Source organism: Hydrogenophaga bisanensis, from assembly GCF_042665135.1.
Classification (GTDB): domain Bacteria; phylum Pseudomonadota; class Gammaproteobacteria; order Burkholderiales; family Burkholderiaceae_C; genus Hydrogenophaga; species Hydrogenophaga bisanensis.
Genome location: NZ_JBHTBX010000002.1, coordinates 165,406 through 183,897, shown reverse-complemented (window position 1 = coordinate 183,897; position 18,492 = coordinate 165,406). Strand labels below are relative to the sequence as shown.

Genomic DNA, 18,492 nt, shown 5'->3' with positions numbered 1-18,492 from the left:
CGCCCATGGAGACCTATCGCCCCGCCGGCTGGCTGGAAGCCCTGGTGGCCGCCGCGTTGCGCACCACCTTGCGCACCCTGCTCAAGCCTGTGTTCTCGCCGCGCTGGTCCATCGTCTTTCAACGCCGCTGGCTGTCCGCGCTGGCCCGCATCTCGCTGGTGCCGCGTTCGGTGAGCATCAACCCGGGTGACGCTGGCGGCGTGCCCGGTCAATGGTTGCGCCATGGCGATGTGCCGGCGGTGCGCGCCGGCACCCTGCTGTATCTGCATGGCGGAGCCTACTGCGTGGGCAGCCCGGCCACCCACCGCGCGCTCACGGCGCGGCTGGCACAGGGCACGGGTGTGCCTGTCTTTGCGGCCGACTACCGCCTGGCGCCGGAACACCCTTTCCCTGCGGCGCTGGACGATGCCCTGGCCGCCTACCGGGCCCTGCGCCAACGGGGACCGGTCGTGGTTGCCGGGGATTCGGCCGGTGGCGGACTGGCCCTGTCGCTGACCTTGGCCCTGCGTGAGGCGGGTGAGGAGCAGCCTGCCGGCCTGATGCTGCTGTCCCCATGGGCCGACATGGCACCGGACACGCTGCCGCCAGAGCCACCGGGAGAAGCCATGCTCAGCGCTGCCTGGGCGCAGGCCTGTGCGGCGTACTACCTGGCGAGCCCACCGGATCAACGCGTCTGGGTGACCTCGCCGCTGAAGGCCGATCTGCGCGACCTGCCACCAGTGCTGATCCAGGCCGCCACCGACGAGATGCTCCACGGCCAGGCACTGGCCCTTCACGAAGCGCTGCAATCCGCCGGCGTGACCAGCCGCTGCGAGATCACCGAACGGCGCTGGCATGTGTTCCAGCTGCACGGCGGGGCGCTGCGCAGTGCCGACGAGGCCATCGCGCGGCTGTGCCACTTCGCGCGCCAGCGTCTGGACGCAGTGACCGCCCCACGCCATAGCGAGCACGAGGTGGTCATCATGGGCGCCGGCATGTCCGGCGTGTGCATGGGCATCGGCCTGAACCGGGCAGGCATCCGCGACTGGGTCATGCTGGAGAAGCAGCCGGGGGTGGGCGGCACCTGGTGGGACAACACCTACCCGGGCGCCCATGTGGATGTGCCCTCGCCGGTGTACGCGTTCTCGTTCGCGCCCAACCCGCGCTGGTCACGGCGATTTGCATCGGCACCCGAAATCCAGCGCTATGCGCAAGCCCTGGCCGACCGGCACCACCTGGGCGCACGCACGCGCCTGGGCACAGAACTGACCGAAGCCCGCTTTGACGACACCACCGGCCACTGGCACCTGAGGACCGCGCGCGGTGACACCTTGCGCGCACGGTTCTTTGTGTGCAGCACCGGCCCGCTGAACCAGCCCCGCTGGCCCGGCATCCCCGGACTGGACAGCTTTGCCGGTGACCGCCTGCATTCGGCACGCTGGAACCACCGCACCCCCTTGGCGGGACGTCGAGTCGCCGTCATCGGCACCGGCTCCACCGCGTCGCAGCTGGTGCCGCCGATCGCCGCGCAGGCCGCGCGGTTGCATGTGTTCCAGCGCACCGCCAACTGGGTGCTGCCCCGGTTGGACCGCCGCTACGGGTGGCTCGACCACCTGCTGGCGCGGCTGCCGCCCTATGCCGTCTTCACACGCTGGGCCTGGACGCAGGTCCTGGAGTGGGGGCGACGGGGCTTTGACGAGGGCACGGTGGCGCGGCGCGGCATGCTCAAGACCGCGGCGCTGCACCGGGACCGCCAGGTGCCCGATCCGGCGCTGCGGGACGCGCTCACCCCGACCTATCCGCTGGGGTGCAAGCGCATCATCTATTCCAACGACTTCTATCCGGCGCTGACCCGGCCCCATGTGGAACTGGTGACCACCGGCATCGAGCGCATCACCCCGCGCGGCATCGTCACCACCGACGGCCGCGAGCGACCGGTGGACGTGCTGGTGTGCGCCACCGGCTTCGATACGGTACAGCTGCTGTCGTCCGTTCAGGTCACCGGCCTGGGTGGCCAGACTTTGCGCCAGGCGTGGTCGCAGGGACCGCAGGCCTACCACGGCATCAGCGTGGCGGGCTTCCCCAACCTGTTCCTGATGCTCGGCCCCAACACGGCCACCGGTCACACCTCCACACTGCTGTACATCGAACCCGAAGTGCGGCACGCCATCGCCTGCATGCAGCGGGTCAGGCAAGCAGGCCAGCGCTGGATCGCCGTGAGACCAGAGGTCATGACCGAGCACAACCGGGCGCTGCAGCAGCGCCTGGGAGGGTCGGTCTGGGCCCAATGCCGAAGCTGGTACCGGATGGAGGGAGGCAAGATCGTCGCCCTGTTCCCGGGTTTCACCGCCGAGTACGTCCGGGCAGTCTGGCCCCCACGGGCAGCCGACTACGAGACCGACTGATCGAGCAGCGCCTGCACCGCCTGCTGCATGTCCCTGGCCAGGCTGCGACGGTCGCGGCCCTCAGCCAGTTCGGGGTGCCCGTAGGTCACCCGCGCCGTGAGGCCATCGGCACGCAGGGTGGACCAGATGGACGCCAGCAAGGTGGTGTCTCCGACAAACAGCGGCGCATCACTGATGCGGCCATCGCCATCGACAAAACGCAATGCGACCGGCAGCAGCGGAGCATGGGTGGAAATGGCGGCCTGCAGCAGGTTGGCATGAAAGGGCAAGAGGCTGCGACCATCCCCGGTCGTGCCCTCCGGAAACACAGCTATGAGATCCCGCGCCTTGAGGTGTTCGGCCATCTGGTGCACCACCCGCATCGCGTCCCGGCGGCTCTCGCGCTCGATCAGGATGGTGCCCGCGCCGGTGATGAGCGCGCCCAGCACCGGCCAATGCTTCACATCGGCCTTGGAGACAAAGCGCACCGGGCAGGCCGCATTCATGACCAGGATATCCAGCCAGGAGATGTGGTTGGCCAGCAGCAGCATCGGACCGCCGGTGGGCGCCGAGCCCCTGACCTCCAGCGCCACCCCCATGATGCGCAGCATGCCGCGCGACCACTCACGCACCAGCAGCGCGCAAGCATCGGGCGTCAGCCGGCCGAACTCGGTCCGGATGATCCAGAGGCCACGCAGCACATGGGCCAGGGCGCGCAGGGCACGCCAGGCTGCACGCAGAACTTTCACGCGTGGGCGGCTTGCCAGGCAATCTGCCCGCCCACCAGGGTGGTCCGCACACGGACCGGCAGTTCATGCCCCTCGAAAGGCGTGTGCTTGCCCTGGCTGCGCAGTCCGGCGGGCAACACCTGCCAGGAGCCGTTCGGATCGAAGACGCACAGGTCCGCGACACCGCCCTCGGCGATCTGGCCGACGCTGGCCTGAAGGGTGCCCAGGCTGCTGCCCAGTACCTTCTGCGGTCCCGTGGTGACCGCCGCCAGCGCCTGCATCAGGCCCAGGCCCTCCTGCTGTGCCCACTTGGCGGCCAACCCCAGCAACAACTCCACCGCCGTTGCTCCCGGCTCCGCCTCGGCGAAGGGCAGCACCTTGGCATCCGCATCGACCGGGTTGTGGTCGGACACCAGTGCATCGATGGTGCCGTCGGCCAAACCCTGCCTCAGGGCCTGGCGGTCGCGCTGCTGACGCAACGGCGGCTGCAGGCGCGTGCGGCTGTCGTAGTAGCCGATGTCCATTTCGGTCAGGTGCAGGTTGTGCACGCTCACGTCACAGGTGACCGGCAGGCCTTCCGCCTTGGCCTGCCGGACCAGGTCGAGTCCGGCGGCACTGCTGATGCGGCACAGGTGAACGCGCACGCCCTTCTCACCCGCCGCCCGGCTGGCGCCGTGGATGCCACGCAGCAACTCGAACAGGGTGTGCAAGGCAATCGTCTCGGCGGCGACCGGAACGCCCGAGAGCCCCAGGCGCGTGGCCAGCGCGCCGCTGGCCGCCACCCCTTTGCCCAGCCAGAAATCCTGCGGCCGCAGCCACACGGTGTAGCCAAAGGTCGCCGCATACTGCAGCGCACGCTGGAGTACCTGCACGTTGACGATCGGCACCTCGGCCTGCCCGAATCCGATGCAGCCCGACTCGGTCAGCTCGGCCATCTCGGTCAGCACTTCGCCCTTGAGGCCACGGGTCAGCGCTCCGAGCGGGAACACGCGCGCCTGGTGCAGCTTTTCCGCCCGGAACTTGAGCATATCGACCAGTCCGGGCTCATCCAGCACCGGATCGGTGTCCGGCGGGCAGACCAGCGATGTCACACCACCGGCCACCGCCGCCGCCATCTCGCTCTCGAGCATGCCCGCATGCTCCTGACCAGGCTCGCGCAGGCGCACCGCCAGATCAACCAGACCCGGGGCCACGACACAGCCGGTCGCGTCGATGGTCCGGTTGGGGTGGAAATCATGGGCCACCTTGCCAATCGCGATGATGCGCCCGGCCGCGATGGCCACATCGGCCAGCTCGTCGCGCCCCGTCGCCGGGTCCATCACGCGACCATTCTGGATCAGGATCTTCATGCCACATTCCCCGCAACAATGCTCATCACTGCCATCCGCACCGCAATCCCGAAGGTCACCTGCGGCAGGATCACGCTCTGCGGGCCATCGGCCACGGCGGAGTCGATCTCGACCCCTCGGTTGATCGGCCCCGGGTGCATCACGATGGCATCGGGCTTGGCCCAGCGCAGGCGCTCGGTCGTCAGACCGAAGCTCTTGAAGTATTCCTGGCTGGAAGGCAGCAGGGCACCACTCATGCGCTCGTTCTGCAGGCGCAAGGTGATCACCACGTCACAATCCTTGATGCCCTCTTCCAGCGTGTGGCAGACCCGAACACCCATGTGGGACAGGTCGCTGGGCACCAGGGTGCGAGGCCCCACCACGCGCACGTCCGGGCAACCCAGAGTGGTCAGTGCATGGATGTCCGAACGGGCCACCCGCGAGTGCAGCACGTCGCCCACGATGGCCACCGACAGGTTGGTGAAGTCCTTCTTGTAGTGCCGGATGGTGTACATGTCCAGCAGACCCTGCGTCGGGTGCGCGTGGCGGCCGTCGCCGGCGTTGACCACATGCACATGGGGCGCCACGTGCTGGGCGATCAGGTAGGGCGCGCCCGATTCGCTGTGGCGCACCACGAAGATGTCGGCCGCCATGGCCGAGAGGTTGGCGATGGTGTCCAGCAGCGACTCGCCCTTCGCAGTGGAGCTGCGCGCGATGTCCAGCGTGTAGACGTCGGCGGACAGTCGGGTCGCGGCGATGTCGAAGGTGGTGCGGGTGCGGGTGCTGTTCTCGAAGAACAGGTTGAACACGCTCTTGCCGCGCAGCAGGGGGACCTTCTTGACCTCACGGTCGCTCACGCTCACGAAGTTCGACGCCGTGTCCAGGATCTGCGTCAGGATCGCGCGGGACAGGCCCTCGGTCGAGAGCAGGTGAACCAGTTCACCGTTCTTGTTGAGCTGGGGGTTCTTGGGATTGATCATGAGCGGGTCTCCACCGCAAAACGAAGGCGGCCGCCGTCATCCCGGGCCAGCTCCAGCGACTGGCTCGCCGGCAACGTCACCCGGGCGGCCGCAAAATCGGCCTCGATGGGCAGTTCCCGCCCACCCCGATCGACCAGTACCGCCAGTTTCACCGAAGCCGGGCGGCCGTAGTCGAACAGCTCGTTGAGCACCGCCCGCAGGGTACGACCGGTGTAGAGCACGTCGTCCACCAGCAGCACATGGGCACCGTCGACATCGAAAGGCAGGCGCGTCTGCGCGGTCACGGCCACCCCGCGCCGGGCAAAGTCGTCGCGGTGCATGGACGAGGAGATCACGCCAGCCTCGCCCGCCAGATTCAGGTCACGCTGCAGGCGTTCGACCAGCCACGCACCACCGGAGGTGATACCGGCCAGCTGAAGCGGGCCGTCGGCGCTGGCCATCAGCCCGCGAACACCGCGCAGCAGGGTCTGGTAAAGCTGCTCCGCATCGATGTGCAGGGCATCCTGGAAATGGGTTTGCGCAATGGTCATGGCAGTTGCCTCAGGAACTGTTCTAGGATGATGCAGGCCGACGCGGCGTCCGCGTCCCGCGCGCCCAGGCTGTGGGCCTCGGTGGTGCTGTATCGCTCGTCCACCTCGAACACGGGCAGACCCAAACGGCCGCGCAGCTGGCGGGCGAACTTGCGGGCCCGCTGGGTATTTTCGTGCGCCTGCCCATCGGGATGAAACGGCACACCGACCACCAGCGCATCCGGCTGCCACTCACGGACCCGGTCGGCGATGCGGAGAAAGCGGGCATCCCCCTCGGCCGCGATGGTGGGCTGGGGGGTGGCGGTTCGGGTCAGCCGGTTGCCGCTGGCCACGCCGGTGCGTTTCAGGCCGAAGTCGAAGGCCAGAAAGCGCTCGCATCCTGTGGCGACGTCCTGTGGTTCCGTCATGGCAGGCATCGCGCTCACGCATGCCCCGCGTCGGGCGACAGCATCCAGGGCTGAAGACCCAGCAGGGCCATCGCCTTCTGGTAACGCTCTTCCACCGGGATATCGAAGATCAACGAATGGTCGGCCTGCACCGTGAGCCAGCTGTTTTCCCCGATCTCGGATTCCAGCTGGCCCTTGCCCCATGAGGAATAGCCCAGCGTGATGAAGACCCGGCGTGGACCGGCGCCACCAGACATGGCTTCGAGCACATCGCGAGAGGTGGTCATCTCCAGGCCACCGGGAATGGTCATGGTGGAGGCATAGACCGATTCGCCTTCCGCGCCAGGCACGGCTTCGTGCAGGACGAAACCGCGTTCGGTCTGCACCGGCCCGCCCTGGAACACCGGCGTGTGCTGGAGGTCCTGGCGCTCGAAGGGAAGTTCCAGTTTGCCGAACAGGTCGGGCAGGTGGATATCGGCCGGCTTGTTGATGATCAGGCCCAGGGCGCCGCGGTCGCTGTGCTCGCACATGTAGACCACGCTGCGTCCGAATAGCTCATCACCGAGACCGGGCATCGCTATCAGGAAATGATCGGTCAGGTTGGTGGGAGCAAAATCGGCAGACATCTTTTGATTTTAAGCCGCCGCCCCCGGCTCACCCGCATGAACACCTACGACAGAGGCCTGATGTGGTTCCGGCGTGACCTGCGCGCCGAGGACAACGCGGCACTGCACCACGCGCTCAAGTCCTGCCGGCAGGTCTGGTGCGTGTTCGTCTTCGACACCGAGATCCTGGATCCACTGGTCGAACGCGGCCTGACCGCCGACCGCCGGGTCGAGTTCATCCGCGAGTCCCTGGTGGAACTGGACCAGCGCCTGCGTGCCATCGGACAGGCTCACGGCCATCCTGACACCGGCTTGATCGTGCGACACGCCCGGGCCCGGGACGAGATTCCGGCGGTGGCCGCCCGCCTGGGGGTGCAGGCCGTCTTCGCCAACCACGATGACGATCCCGCTGCCAAACACCGGGACGCCCACGTGCTGGGCGCCCTCGCGCACGCCGGGATCATGTTCCACGGCCACAAAGACCATGTCGTGTTCGAGCGTCGCGAGGTGCTGACGCAGGCGGGGGGCGTATTCGGCGTGTTCACCCCCTACAAGAACGCCTGGCTCAAACAGATCCGGGAAGAGCATCTCAAGCCTTGGCCCGTCGAGGCATTGGGGGCTGCGCTGGCGCCCTTGCCTGGGCCGCCTGGCGGGGAATGGAATCACCCGGTGCCGCGGTTATCGGACATCGATTTCGAACCGACCAACCTGTCTGCCATGGCGCTGCCCACTGGCGCCAGCGGAGCTCATCGCCTGTTCGAGAGCTTTGTCGAGCGCATCGACCGTTACCATGAGGCACGGGATTTCCCCGCCATCAAGGGGCCCAGCTACCTGAGCGTGCACCTGCGCTTTGGCACGATCTCGATACGCCAGGTCGCCGCCGTGGCGTGGCAGATGCATCTGCAGGGCATCCAGGGGGCCAGTGTCTGGCTGTCTGAGCTGATCTGGCGGGACTTCTATCACCAGATCCTCGCCAACCACCCCCACGTGGTCGAACGGGCCTTCAAACCCGAGTACGACCGCATCCGCTTCGAGCACGGCAAGCATGCCAAAGAACTGTTCGCGGCGTGGTGTGAGGGCCGCACCGGCTATCCCATCGTGGACGCTGCCATGGCCCAGATCAACCAGACCGGCTACATGCACAACCGTCTGCGCATGGTGGTGGCCAGTTTCCTGGTGAAAGACCTGGGACTGCACTGGCACTGGGGCGAGCAGTACTTCGCCGACCATCTGATCGACTACGACCTAGCGGCCAACAACGGGGGATGGCAGTGGGCCAGCTCCAGCGGTTGTGACGCCCAACCCTACTTCCGTATCTTCAATCCGGTCAGCCAGAGCGAGAAGTTCGATCCGCAAGGCCGCTTCATCCGGCGCTACCTGCCCCAGCTGGCCGGCCTGCCCGACAACTGCATTCACGCCCCCTGGCAGGCGCGGGAACTCGAACTGCTGGCCGGGGGCGTCACCCTCGGGAGCACCTACCCGCGGCCTGTGGTCGACCATGCCGAGGCCAGGGAGCGCACACTGCAGCGCTACGCCGTCGTCAAGAAGCCCGGCGCCCTGCCCGGCTGAACATGGAATGAAAAGACCCCGGCAATCTGCCGGGGTCTTTTGACGGTCAAGTGGTCAACCGGAAGCCGGTCAGACCTCGGCGGCTGCCTTGGCGTAGTGGGCAATCAACGCCAGCAGTTCGTCTTCCGAATAGGGCTTGCCCAGGTAGTGATCAACCCCCAGCTCACGCGCATGTTCGCGGTGCTTCTCGGCAATGCGCGATGTGATCATGATCACCGGCAGGTCGGCCAGGCGGACATCGTTGCGGATGTTGCGCACCAGGTCGAAACCATCCATGCGGGGCATCTCGATGTCGGACAGAACCACCGTCGGCCGCTCCTGTTGCAGGCGCTCCAGCGCCTGCAGACCATCGGCCGCCAGCATCACCCGGTAGCCTTCGCGTTGCAGAAGACGCTGGGTCACGCGGCGCACGGTGATCGAATCGTCCACCACCAGCACAAGCGGCACGCTGTTGACCACCGGCGCGACCTCTTCGACGCTGGGCGCCTCGGAACCGGGCGTGGGTAGGTGCTGATGTGCCGCCACCCACTCGCGCACTTGCGCTCCATAGACGGTCGCCAGCGCCACCGGGTTGTAAATCAGCGCCACGGCACCGGAAGCCAGCACAGACATGCCAGCCAGGCCGGGCAAACGTGACAGTTGCGGGCCAAGGTTCTTCACCACCACTTCCTGGTTGCCCAGCACTTCGTCGACGTGCATGGCCACCCGCTGTGCGGCGCTTCGGAAGATGACCACCGGCAGCGTCCGGCTCTTGGACTCGGTCGACTGCGTGGAGGACTGCAACAAGGCGCCCGCCCAGTAGAAAGGCACTTCCTCACTGCCGGCGCGCAGCATGCCGCTGGCATAGGCCGCGGCCAGCTCGTCGGGCGATACACGGCGCACCAGTTCCACCAGGTTGGAGGGGACGCCCAGGGTCAGATCACCCGCCCGCAGCATCACCACCTGCGTGACCGCGGTGGTCAGCGGCAGCACCAGCGTGAAGCGCACACCCTGACCGCGATGCGTTTCGGTTTCCACACGGCCACCCAAGGCCACCACGTCGTTGCGGACCACGTCCATGCCGACGCCCCGACCGGCGAGAGAAGTGACTTCGCCAGCTGTGCTGAGCCCTGGCATGTAGATCAGCTGGGCAGCGTCTTCGTCGCTGATCGGTGTGCCCGCAGTGACGTACCCCTGTGCCACCGCCTTTTCCCTCAGGCGGTCCAGATCCAGGCCTGCACCGTCGTCCTGGAACACCACCGACACGTCATTGAGCTCCTGCGACAGGCGGACCTCGATATGACCTTCGGCCGGTTTGCCGGCAGCCAGACGCACATCCGGCGATTCAATCCCGTGAACGATGCAGTTGCGCAGCAGGTGCTCGAAGGCGCCGGTCATCCGGTCCAGCACACCGCGGTCCATTTCAATGGCACCGCCGATGATGTCCAGCCGCACCTGCTTGCCCGTTTCCTTGGCCGCCTGACGCACCACGCGGTACAGGCGCTCGGAGATGCCCTCGAACTCCACCATGCGGGTGCGCAACAGGTCACGCTGCAGTTCCCGGGTCTGGCGCGCCTGGGCCACGAGACTGTCTTCAGTGGCTTCCACCGCCCGCTGGAGGTTGCGCTGCACCGTGGCCACGTCGTTGACCGACTCGGCCATCATGCGCGTGAGTTCCTGGACCCGGGTGAACCGGTCGAACTCCAGCGGATCGAACGCCTGGTTCGTGTCCTTCGCTTGAGCCAAGCGCGACTGCATCTGGGATTCGGCCTGCAGTTCCATGTCGCGCAGCTGCTGGCGCAGGCGGTCCAGGTTGCCCGTGAGGTCCTTCAATGAGCCCCGCAGCGTCAGCAGCTCGGCTTCCATGCGCGAGCGGCTGATCATGACTTCACCGGTCTGGGTGACCAGCCGGTCCAGCAGCTCCGGCCGCACCCTGACCGCTGCGCCGGCCTTGCCCTGGATCAGCACAGGCGCAGCAGGCAAAGACAGGCCGGTCAGAGGCTGTACAGGTGCCGGGACCGGTGTGGCAGACTCGGTGACTGCGGCCGGTTCGATCGAACCAGCCGTGGCATCGACAGACACCGCCGCCTCCGCTGCCACCGGCTCCTCGGGAGCACGCTGGACCACGTCAGTGGGCGCCTGGTGTTCCGCGTTGCGCAGCGTCTCGAAACGCACCAGAACGGCGTCGTAAGCCTGCAGCAACGGCTCAATCGCGGCCGATGTCAACCCTTCACTGCCCAGTCGCTCCGCATCGGTTTCCATGCGGTGCACCATTTCACCCAGACGCAGGGCACCGGCCAGACGCGCACTGCCCTTGAGGGTATGCAAGGCCCGCAGCACTTCCGAGCGGGCCCCCGCATTGTCGGGTCGTGCCGCCCACTGCCGAAGAGCACCGCCCAGCTGGGGCAGAAGCTCGAGCGCTTCTTCCTCGAAGATGGGGAACAGATCGACATCGATGGTGTCCACCACGTCGATGTCATCGTCGATGTCCTGCACACCCGCGGCCGACGCTTCGGACAGGGTGGCCCATTCCGTGATGGGATCCTGAGCGGCGCGCACCGGCTCAAAGGGCGCGATGTCGGCCACCACCGGTTCAGAGGATGCCTCCGGCTCGAATGCCTGCAAGTCCGTCTCATCAAGCTCCAGACCCTCGGACTCGGCGGACACCTCGTCCGCAGCCACCGCCGGTGGCTCTGCCGGCAAAGGCGCATGCACCACCTCGAAGAGCGCCGCCAGGAGTTCTGCGCTGGGCTCCTTGTAGAAGCCTGCGGCGAACTGATGCAGCAGGCGTCGGATTTCCTCTGAGGCCTCGACGAAAAGGCGCGCCTGCGCCTCGGTCGCCGGATAGCCGGCCTCCTGATGCGAGGACACCGCGCCAATGGCGTGCTCCAGGGCCCGTGCAATGTCCGACAGGGGCTGGAAGCCCACCGTGGCGGAACTCCCGGCCAGCGAGTGAGCCAGCGCTTCGGCCTGGTCGTGCACGGGTTCGTGGTATTCCAGCGCCCACTCCGCCAGTCCCGTGCACAGGCGGCGCGACCACTCGTCCGCCTCGTTGAGGTACACGTTGTAGAGCTTGATGCCGATGCGCAGCGGACCGATCACCTTGACCGCGTCGTCGGCAGACTCAAGCAAATCGGTTGCCGGTGCGGCGGTGTCTGCAACCGTTTCATCGATCGTCGGCAACTCGGCTTCCTGCGTCACGATCGACGGCAGAGGCGGCTCCTCCTCCGCCAGCAAAGGCACGACCGGTTCCTCGATGACCTCATCCGGCAACGCCACGTCAGGCAGTGCCTCATCGGCATCGAGCAGCGATGCCAGATCAGCCACCTCCGGCAACGGTGTCTCGACCGCATCGGCAGTGGCCGGCGTCGGCGGAAGCGGCTGGTCGGCTTCATCCACGGGCAACGCCATGTCCATGGCGAGTTCGTCGAACATGGACGGCAACTCGTCGGGCTCGGCCGGCACCTGCTCGGACACGTCCAGAGCCTGCGACGGCGTGGCCAGATCCTGTGCCTTGTCGGAGGCGACGCCCAGGCTGGAGAAATCGATGTCCGCCAGCAACGGCTCGGCGGGCAAATCGAGTTCCACCGTCTCCACCGGTCCGCCAACCTCCAGCGAGGTGGTGTCGGCGAACTCGGGGAACGCGGGCTCCACGGTCTCCTGAGGCAACACCAGGCTGTCCTGCGATTCCGCGGGCGGCACCATCGGAGACTCGGCAACGGGCGCCGTGTCTTGAGGTTCGGGCCGTCCCACAGGTTGCCATACGCCCTGATCCCGCCAGGCCTCGGCACTGGCCTTGAAAGGCTGCGCCCTCCAGGCCGACGCCTGGCCGGCAGCGATGTCGGACGTCCAGGCACCGAAGGCATCCAGCGCGTCAGCCGCCAGATCCAGCAGCCCTGGGACCGCCGGACGCTGCTCGGCCAGCAAGGCATTGAGCAGCTGTTCCATCGCCCAGGCAGCTTCGCCGAACTCGTTGAGCCCGACCATGCGGGAACTGCCCTTGAGCGTGTGGAAGGCACGCCGCAAGGTCGTCTGGTGCTCCAGCTCGGCGGGGGAGTCCCTCAGCAACGTCACCGCCTCCTTGCCGTTGGCCACCACCTCGGCGGCCTCCTCCAGGAAAACATCCAGCAGGTCGCCGTCGAGTTCGTCGTCGGTCGCCACCGCTGCAGCGGTGGGGGCAGGCACAGGGACGGGCGCGGCCATGGCCTGACTCAGATCCACCAAGGCCTGGGCACCCGCAGCGCCATCCTCACCCACCACGGCTTGGGCAGCCTCCCGGGCGGCCTTGGCAACCCCTGGCTGTTCAGCCAGCGAGGCCTGGTCAGCGATCTGCTCCAACTGCTCACTGAGCAACGCCAGATCCACACCTTCCTGAACCTCGGTGACCACACGCTGCACGCCAGCGCTGATCGCCTGGGCATCCTGCTGCGCCGGTTCGAAGGCGGTCGCGACCGGCTGGTTGCGACCCATGAGGGGAATCAGCTCACCCTTGTCCTCGTCGAAAGTGAACACCTTCTTGGCCAGGGCCGGCTGATAGTTCAGCATGTCGACCAGGAAACTCAGGGCGCTGAGGTTGTCGCCCAGCTGGCCGAATGTGCCGGCCTGCCGCGCCTGGGTTTCGTCCACATCCGTGTCGATCATCTGATCGATGACCTGGCGCATGCGGCCGACAGCCTGCACCGCCTGGTCCAAGCCCAGCACCGACAGCACACCCCGCATCTGGGAGAGCTGGTTGAGCGCGACATGCAGCCCCGCTTTTTCCACCGGGTTGCGGAAGAACTGATCGAGAGACTTCTCGGCTTCTGCCAGAGACACCTTCAGCTCCCCGACCACGCTGCCAAGCGTCTGGCGGTCACTCACCCGGCGATAGAGCTGCTCCATCCAGGGTTCCAGCGGCTGCGCCGCACCACCCGATAGAAGTCGGTCCAGACGCATCGCCAGGGCCTTGGTGCGTTCCGTCAACTCGGGATCGGAGGGATCGAAATCCTCAAAGGCAGCCTCCAGGTACAGCGTCGTGGTGGCCACTTCCATCGCCAACTCGGGCTGGACGCCGTTGGTGTCACGGACTCCCTGCTCGACGGCACGCACCAGGGTCTGTGCCAGAAGTGTGCTGCCCGGCAGCAGCTTGAGCAGCGAGTCGGCAATCAGCCCGAACTGATCGGTGACCTGACGACCCCGGCTGGCATCTCCCCCCGCGTAGAGCGACCACGACTCCTTGGCGGCATTGATGCGCTTGCGTGCCTGCAGCAGCAACGCAGGGTCGTAGCGGCCCAAGGTGGCCTGCGTGTAGTCCACGGGCCGCAGGGACGCGAGGTTGAATGCATCACGCACCGCCTTGAGATGCTGGGTGGGCCTGTCGCCGGGGTCGGCCTGTGAGCAGAAGAACAGCAGATCGTGCAACAGCGTCTCGGAGACCTGGGTCTGCCCCTGCGAGAACGCGGCGTACTGCAGCAGAATGCGGGACGCTGCCCGCTTGGCGTACACATCGCCGGACAGCAGATTCAGTCCGACCGCCTCGAAGTAGGCAGCGGCCACCCGCCAGAAGGTGGTCACTCGCCCACCGCCCGCCATGGTGGCGAGGTTGCCGGACAAACGCGCCAGCTGCAAGGCCGCTGCCGGGCTGTGGGACTTCACCACCAGCAGCACCAGACGGTCCATCAGGGAGCGCAAACGGGCATCGACCTGCAAGGCACTGCCCGACGCTGGGGCGCCGATGTCGAGGCCACGGGTTTCGAAGGGCCAGAGGTCGGCCGGGTGAACGCGTTCGGCGCCCGTGATCTCCTGGACATCCCGGTACTGAGCAAACAGGGCGACCGGATGCACCGGCTTGTTGCTGAGCACCAGTTCCAGGTACTCCACCAGCGCAAAGCCCGCCTTCTCCACCTTGGCGGCCGTCTCTTCGGTACAGGTCTGCGGCTTCTGCACAAACCGGTTGACCGCCGACTCCATGGCGCGCAGCACCTGTGCGGGCGCGGCCAGGCCCACCATCTCCAGGGCGCCTACCGCCTGGTGCAACTGCTGGCGAGCCACCCGCAAAGGAGCAGGATCGACCGCCTCAAGGTCATCGCGACGCGACTGGTCGGACTCCCGGACAAAACGACGAATCGACTTGTTCGCGCCTTCGAGGGACTTGCGCAACTCGTCGAACACCCAGGCCAGCGGACCAAGGTCGGTGAGCGGAGCTTCCGGCTGCAAACTGCCTGGTGTGGTATCGAGCATGATGAAGCGCTATCTGTGCACGTGAGAACTCGGACAGTGGAAATCAGGCGATCTTGAACCGCGACACCGACTGGCGCAGTTCCTCGGCCATGGCCGAGAGTTCACGCACCTGCTGGGCGGTGGAACGGGTACCTTCACCGGTCTGTTCGGTCACCGCAAAGATGTGCTGGATGTTGCCGGCCACTTCGTTGGCCGACTCGGCTTCCCGGAGCGCAGCGTCAGAAATCTGCTCAATCAGCTCAGCCAGTCGGCGCGACACGCGGTCGATTTCCGACAGTGCGGTACCGGCGTTGTCCGACAGCTTGGCCCCCTCAACCACACCCTGGGTGGACCGCTCCATGGCGGCCACCGCGTCCTGCGTGTCGGTCTGAATGGCCTTCACCAGTGCGGCAATCTGCCGGGTGGCGTCGGCAGAGCGTTCAGCCAGTCGCTGCACCTCTTCCGCCACCACCGAGAAGCCCCGGCCAGCTTCACCGGCCGAAGCGGCCTGGATGGCGGCGTTCAGAGCCAGCACGTTCGTCTGCTCGGTAATGTCGGAAATCAGCTCGGTGATTTCACCGATCTCCTGCGAGGATTCACCCAGACGCTTGATCCGCTTGGAGGTTTCCTGGATCTGGTCACGGATGGCATTCATACCGCCGATGGCATCCTGCACCGCCTGAAGACCGGACTCGGCGGCCTGCAGAGAGACCCGGGCCACCTGGGCAGATTCCTGCGCCTGCGAGGACACCTGGTTGATGCGTTGGGCCATGTCCACCACCGACTGGCCGGTCTCGCGAATCTCGCGCAGCTGTTCGTTGGAGGCCGCCAGCAGCTCGGTCGAGGTGCTTTCCACCGCAGAGGTCGTCTGAGCCACGCGGGTGGCCGTCGCCTGCACGTTGCCCACCAGAGAACGAAGCTCTTCCACCGTGTAGTTCACCGAGTCGGCAATGGCACCGGTGATGTCTTCGGTCACGGTGGCTTCCTGGGTCAGGTCACCTTCGGCCACCATCTGCAGTTCGTTCATCAAGCGAAGAATGGCCGCCTGGTTGGCATCATTGACGCGCTTGGCATCCTGCTCCTGCTGCTCGGCGGCCAGTCGCTGCAGTTCGGCGACCCGCTGACGCTGGCGGCTGTCCTGCAGCTGCACGAAGGCCAACCCGGCACCACAGACCAGCGAGAACAGGGCCGACAGCAGCAGGACGGCCAGCTGCCCGCCACCAATGCCGGTTTGCTGGGACAGGTCGCCCTGCAACTTCTGCAGGCTCAGGCGCAGAGGTTCGCTGTCGGCAATGATGTTGGTCTGCGCTTCACGGGCAGACACCAGACCCTGGAGGTTGCCCAGAATGGCACCGGCTTCGGTGCGGGTCTGTTCATACAGGGCGAGCAGCGCACCCAGGCGCTCCTTGACCTGCTCGTCACGCGCAGGTGACAGGCGAAGTTCCTCGCTGCCCTTGAGCAGACCTTCGGCCACTTCCTTGAAGGTGTTCAGGTCCTTGCCCAGCAGGAACACCGCTTCGGGGCTCACGCCTTCCATCGTCAGGAACTCGTTGGCCGATTTACCGATACGCTGGGTCAGCATCACCAGCTGACCGGCGGCGGACAGCTCGGACGCCGCCGCGTTCTGCTGCAGCTTGAGCGAGGACACGGTCTCGGCGATCTCCAGCAGGTCGGAAGACTGCCGGTTGATGGTTCGCAGGGCATCGCCCACCTGGGTCAGGATCTTTTCCTGGGCCAGCACGGCCTTGGCGTTGGCCTCGGCCTGCTCGGCCTTGGGCAGAACCTCATCGAGCGTGACCACCAGCCCACCGCCCAAGGCAGCGATACCCAGCTGGTCATCTCCGTTCTTGAGACCGCGAGCCGTGCGCGCCAGCACATCGGAGCTCTCGCGCACCTCGGGGAAGGCACTGGGACTGCCCACCAGCGCCTGGGACACGCTCTTTGCCAGTCGCTGCGACTGCATCAGCGCCTGACCGGTGGCGGCCACCTGCTGGCTCACCTTGTCGGTCTGACTCAGCACATAAAGGGTGGTGCCACCGAGCACCAGGATGCCAGCACCCAGCATCAGGGTCAGGGTCCGCTGGTGCTGGGCGGCCGACTTGCGACCCAGCAAGGGAATGTCGACGAGCCCGGCCTTGGCCATGTGCTCTTCGTTGGTGGTCAACAGCTGGCTTTCGGCGTAGCCATCCTCTCCCGGCGCCGGCGCCAGGCGTTCAGCAGCGAGCCGGGCAATGTCCTGCTCGGACGACTGGGTGATGTCCAGCTCGTCGCTGCGGGAATCCTTCTTCTTGATCAATGCCTGGATGCTATCGAAGATGGCCATGAAATTACCTTCCAACAGAAAAACCAAAAGTGGCACGGGAATGTCGATGGACAGGCCCGCGCCACGATCTCCCGAAACTGATGCGCGCCAGCCGACCCCGGGAATCAGGCGGCAATCGCCAGAAACTCGGGTTCGCCGGCCAGTTGCTGCAGGTCGAGTTCCTGCCAGGCAAGGCCTTGCGCGTCAAACAGCACACGGGTCACGTAAGCGGGAGCGTCCGCGGGACGCTCACCCACGGACGAAAAACTCGACGGATTGCGCAGCCCCAGCAGGCGGTCAATCCAGAGCACGGCATTCACACCCAGCGCAGAGTGCAAACTGACCAGTCGCGATTCGGAGGTGACACGGTCGGCAGAAGACGGTTGCCCGGTCACCAGTCCGGCCAGATCAATGACCCCGTTGAGGCCGCCACGCAGGTTCGCCACCCCCAGGTACCAGGTCTTGGTATAGGGAACCGCCTGGACCGACGACCAGGGGAAGATCTCGCCGGATTGAACGAGAGGCAGAAGAAACCGGTGATTGCCGGCTTCCACCGCCAACCAGGACACGGTAGCCGCCTCGGTCCGGGCGGCGGTCAGCCGCCTGGCCAGGCGTTCCTGCAGTTCCTTGAGTGATTGTCGGTTGGCCATGCTGGGGCGAGGTGGGCTCGGTCAGACCGGATGGTCAGCCCAATGCCTTGATCTTGGAACTCAGCTCCTCGGCGTCCACCGGTTTGGTGACGTAGTCGCGAGCACCTTGACGCATACCCCAGACGCGGTCGGTCTCCTGGTTCTTGCTGGTGCACATGACGATCGGGATGCTGGAATACTGAGGGTCCCTGGCAATCGCCCGGGTCAACTGAAAGCCATTCTGACCGGGCATCACCACGTCCATCAGGATCAGATCCGGCTTTTCCTCGCTGAGCCGACGAAAGGCTTCTTCCGCATTCTCGGCGGTGCGCACGGTGTAGCCATTTTTTCCCAACAGATCCGACAAAACCATGAGTTCGGTTTTGGAATCGTCGACAACAAGCACTTTCTGGATGGGCATCACTCTGCTCCGTGGTGGTGGTGAACGCCAAACTGCTGCACGGCCTGCAGCAGCTGGTCCTTGGTGAAGGGTTTGGTGAGGTATTCCTGGGAGCCGACCATGCGCCCGCGGGCCTTGTCGAACACGCCATCCTTGGAAGACAGCATCACCACGGGAATGTCGGCGAAACGCGAATTGCGTTTGATGATTGCACAGGTCTGGTAGCCGTCGAGGCGGGGCATCAGGATGTCGCAGAACACCAGATCGGGCTGGTAGTCGTTGATCTTGGCCAGGGCATCGAAGCCGTCATCGGCCAGCAGGACATCGTGACCGCCCTGCTTGAGAAAAATCTCCGCACTGCGGCGAATGGTGTTGCTGTCATCGACGACCAGTACCTTGAGGGTGGGTGCTGTGCTCACGAATGCGTCCTCCACACTTTCGATGGACACCGGGTAAGACCGGCTCATTACTCATTACCGGCAGGATACCACCGCC

The 18,492-nt window shown here is 66.1% G+C and carries 13 protein-coding genes; 2 read left to right on the top strand and 11 right to left on the bottom strand.

Annotation, left to right across the window (positions count from 1 at the left end; translation table 11 throughout):
* The first annotated feature begins 5 nt into the window (after positions 1 to 5).
* The gene (locus ACFQNJ_RS03500; RefSeq protein WP_382253865.1) at positions 6 to 2,384 is read left to right on the top strand and encodes an alpha/beta hydrolase fold domain-containing protein; all 2,379 of its coding nucleotides are present in this window, start codon (positions 6 to 8) and stop codon (positions 2,382 to 2,384) included.
* Here ACFQNJ_RS03500 and ACFQNJ_RS03495 read toward each other — a convergent pair.
* From ACFQNJ_RS03495 to ACFQNJ_RS03470, 6 genes are read right to left on the bottom strand one after another with little or no spacing between them, the layout of a single operon-like run.
* Complete coding sequence (locus ACFQNJ_RS03495; protein WP_382253863.1) at positions 2,369 to 3,112, bottom strand: lysophospholipid acyltransferase family protein; 744 nt, start codon at positions 3,110 to 3,112, stop codon at positions 2,369 to 2,371. The two genes, ACFQNJ_RS03500 and ACFQNJ_RS03495, sit on opposite strands and share 16 nt — an antisense overlap.
* Positions 3,109 to 4,440 carry a dihydroorotase gene (locus tag ACFQNJ_RS03490; protein ID WP_382253861.1) on the bottom strand — a complete coding sequence of 444 codons (1,332 nt, stop codon included), beginning with the start codon at positions 4,438 to 4,440 and terminating at the stop codon, positions 3,109 to 3,111. Before ACFQNJ_RS03490 ends, ACFQNJ_RS03495 begins: the two co-directional genes overlap by 4 nt.
* Entirely contained in the window at positions 4,437 to 5,399 is a 963-nt protein-coding gene (locus ACFQNJ_RS03485; RefSeq protein ID WP_382253860.1) for an aspartate carbamoyltransferase catalytic subunit, read from the bottom strand. The genes ACFQNJ_RS03490 and ACFQNJ_RS03485 overlap by 4 nt, the downstream gene beginning before the upstream one ends.
* The gene (gene pyrR, locus ACFQNJ_RS03480) at positions 5,396 to 5,929 is read right to left on the bottom strand and encodes a bifunctional pyr operon transcriptional regulator/uracil phosphoribosyltransferase PyrR (protein WP_382253859.1); all 534 of its coding nucleotides are present in this window, start codon (positions 5,927 to 5,929) and stop codon (positions 5,396 to 5,398) included. Before pyrR ends, ACFQNJ_RS03485 begins: the two co-directional genes overlap by 4 nt.
* The gene (ruvX, locus tag ACFQNJ_RS03475) at positions 5,926 to 6,345 is read right to left on the bottom strand and encodes a Holliday junction resolvase RuvX (RefSeq protein ID WP_382254600.1); all 420 of its coding nucleotides are present in this window, start codon (positions 6,343 to 6,345) and stop codon (positions 5,926 to 5,928) included. The genes pyrR and ruvX overlap by 4 nt, the downstream gene beginning before the upstream one ends.
* A gap of 5 nt (positions 6,346 to 6,350) precedes the next feature.
* The gene (locus tag ACFQNJ_RS03470) at positions 6,351 to 6,941 is read right to left on the bottom strand and encodes a YqgE/AlgH family protein (RefSeq protein WP_382253858.1); all 591 of its coding nucleotides are present in this window, start codon (positions 6,939 to 6,941) and stop codon (positions 6,351 to 6,353) included.
* 36 nt (positions 6,942 to 6,977) lie between these two features.
* Here ACFQNJ_RS03470 and ACFQNJ_RS03465 point away from each other — a divergent pair, with 36 nt between their 5' ends.
* A complete protein-coding gene (locus ACFQNJ_RS03465) occupies positions 6,978 to 8,489 on the top strand; it encodes a cryptochrome/photolyase family protein (protein WP_382253857.1) in 1,512 nt (503 codons plus the stop codon).
* Between the two features lie 69 nt (positions 8,490 to 8,558).
* Here ACFQNJ_RS03465 and ACFQNJ_RS03460 read toward each other — a convergent pair whose 3' ends face one another.
* The 5 genes from ACFQNJ_RS03460 to ACFQNJ_RS03440 all read right to left on the bottom strand — a co-directional run bounded on the left by ACFQNJ_RS03460 (position 8,559) and on the right by ACFQNJ_RS03440 (position 18,464).
* Positions 8,559 to 14,687 carry a hybrid sensor histidine kinase/response regulator gene (locus tag ACFQNJ_RS03460; protein WP_382253855.1) on the bottom strand — a complete coding sequence of 2,043 codons (6,129 nt, stop codon included), beginning with the start codon at positions 14,685 to 14,687 and terminating at the stop codon, positions 8,559 to 8,561.
* A 43-nt stretch (positions 14,688 to 14,730) separates the two neighbouring features.
* On the bottom strand, positions 14,731 to 16,989 hold the full coding sequence (locus ACFQNJ_RS03455; protein ID WP_374642676.1) for a methyl-accepting chemotaxis protein: 2,259 nt from the start codon (positions 16,987 to 16,989) through the stop codon (positions 14,731 to 14,733).
* Between the two features lie 104 nt (positions 16,990 to 17,093).
* Entirely contained in the window at positions 17,094 to 17,618 is a 525-nt protein-coding gene (locus ACFQNJ_RS03450) for a chemotaxis protein CheW (protein ID WP_374642675.1), read from the bottom strand.
* 34 nt (positions 17,619 to 17,652) lie between these two features.
* Positions 17,653 to 18,018: a response regulator gene (locus ACFQNJ_RS03445; protein WP_382253853.1), complete on the bottom strand. Its 366-nt coding sequence runs from the start codon at positions 18,016 to 18,018 to the stop codon at positions 17,653 to 17,655.
* Entirely contained in the window at positions 18,018 to 18,464 is a 447-nt protein-coding gene (locus ACFQNJ_RS03440; protein ID WP_382253851.1) for a response regulator, read from the bottom strand. The genes ACFQNJ_RS03445 and ACFQNJ_RS03440 overlap by 1 nt, the downstream gene beginning before the upstream one ends.
* Between the last annotated feature and the right edge of the window lie 28 nt (positions 18,465 to 18,492).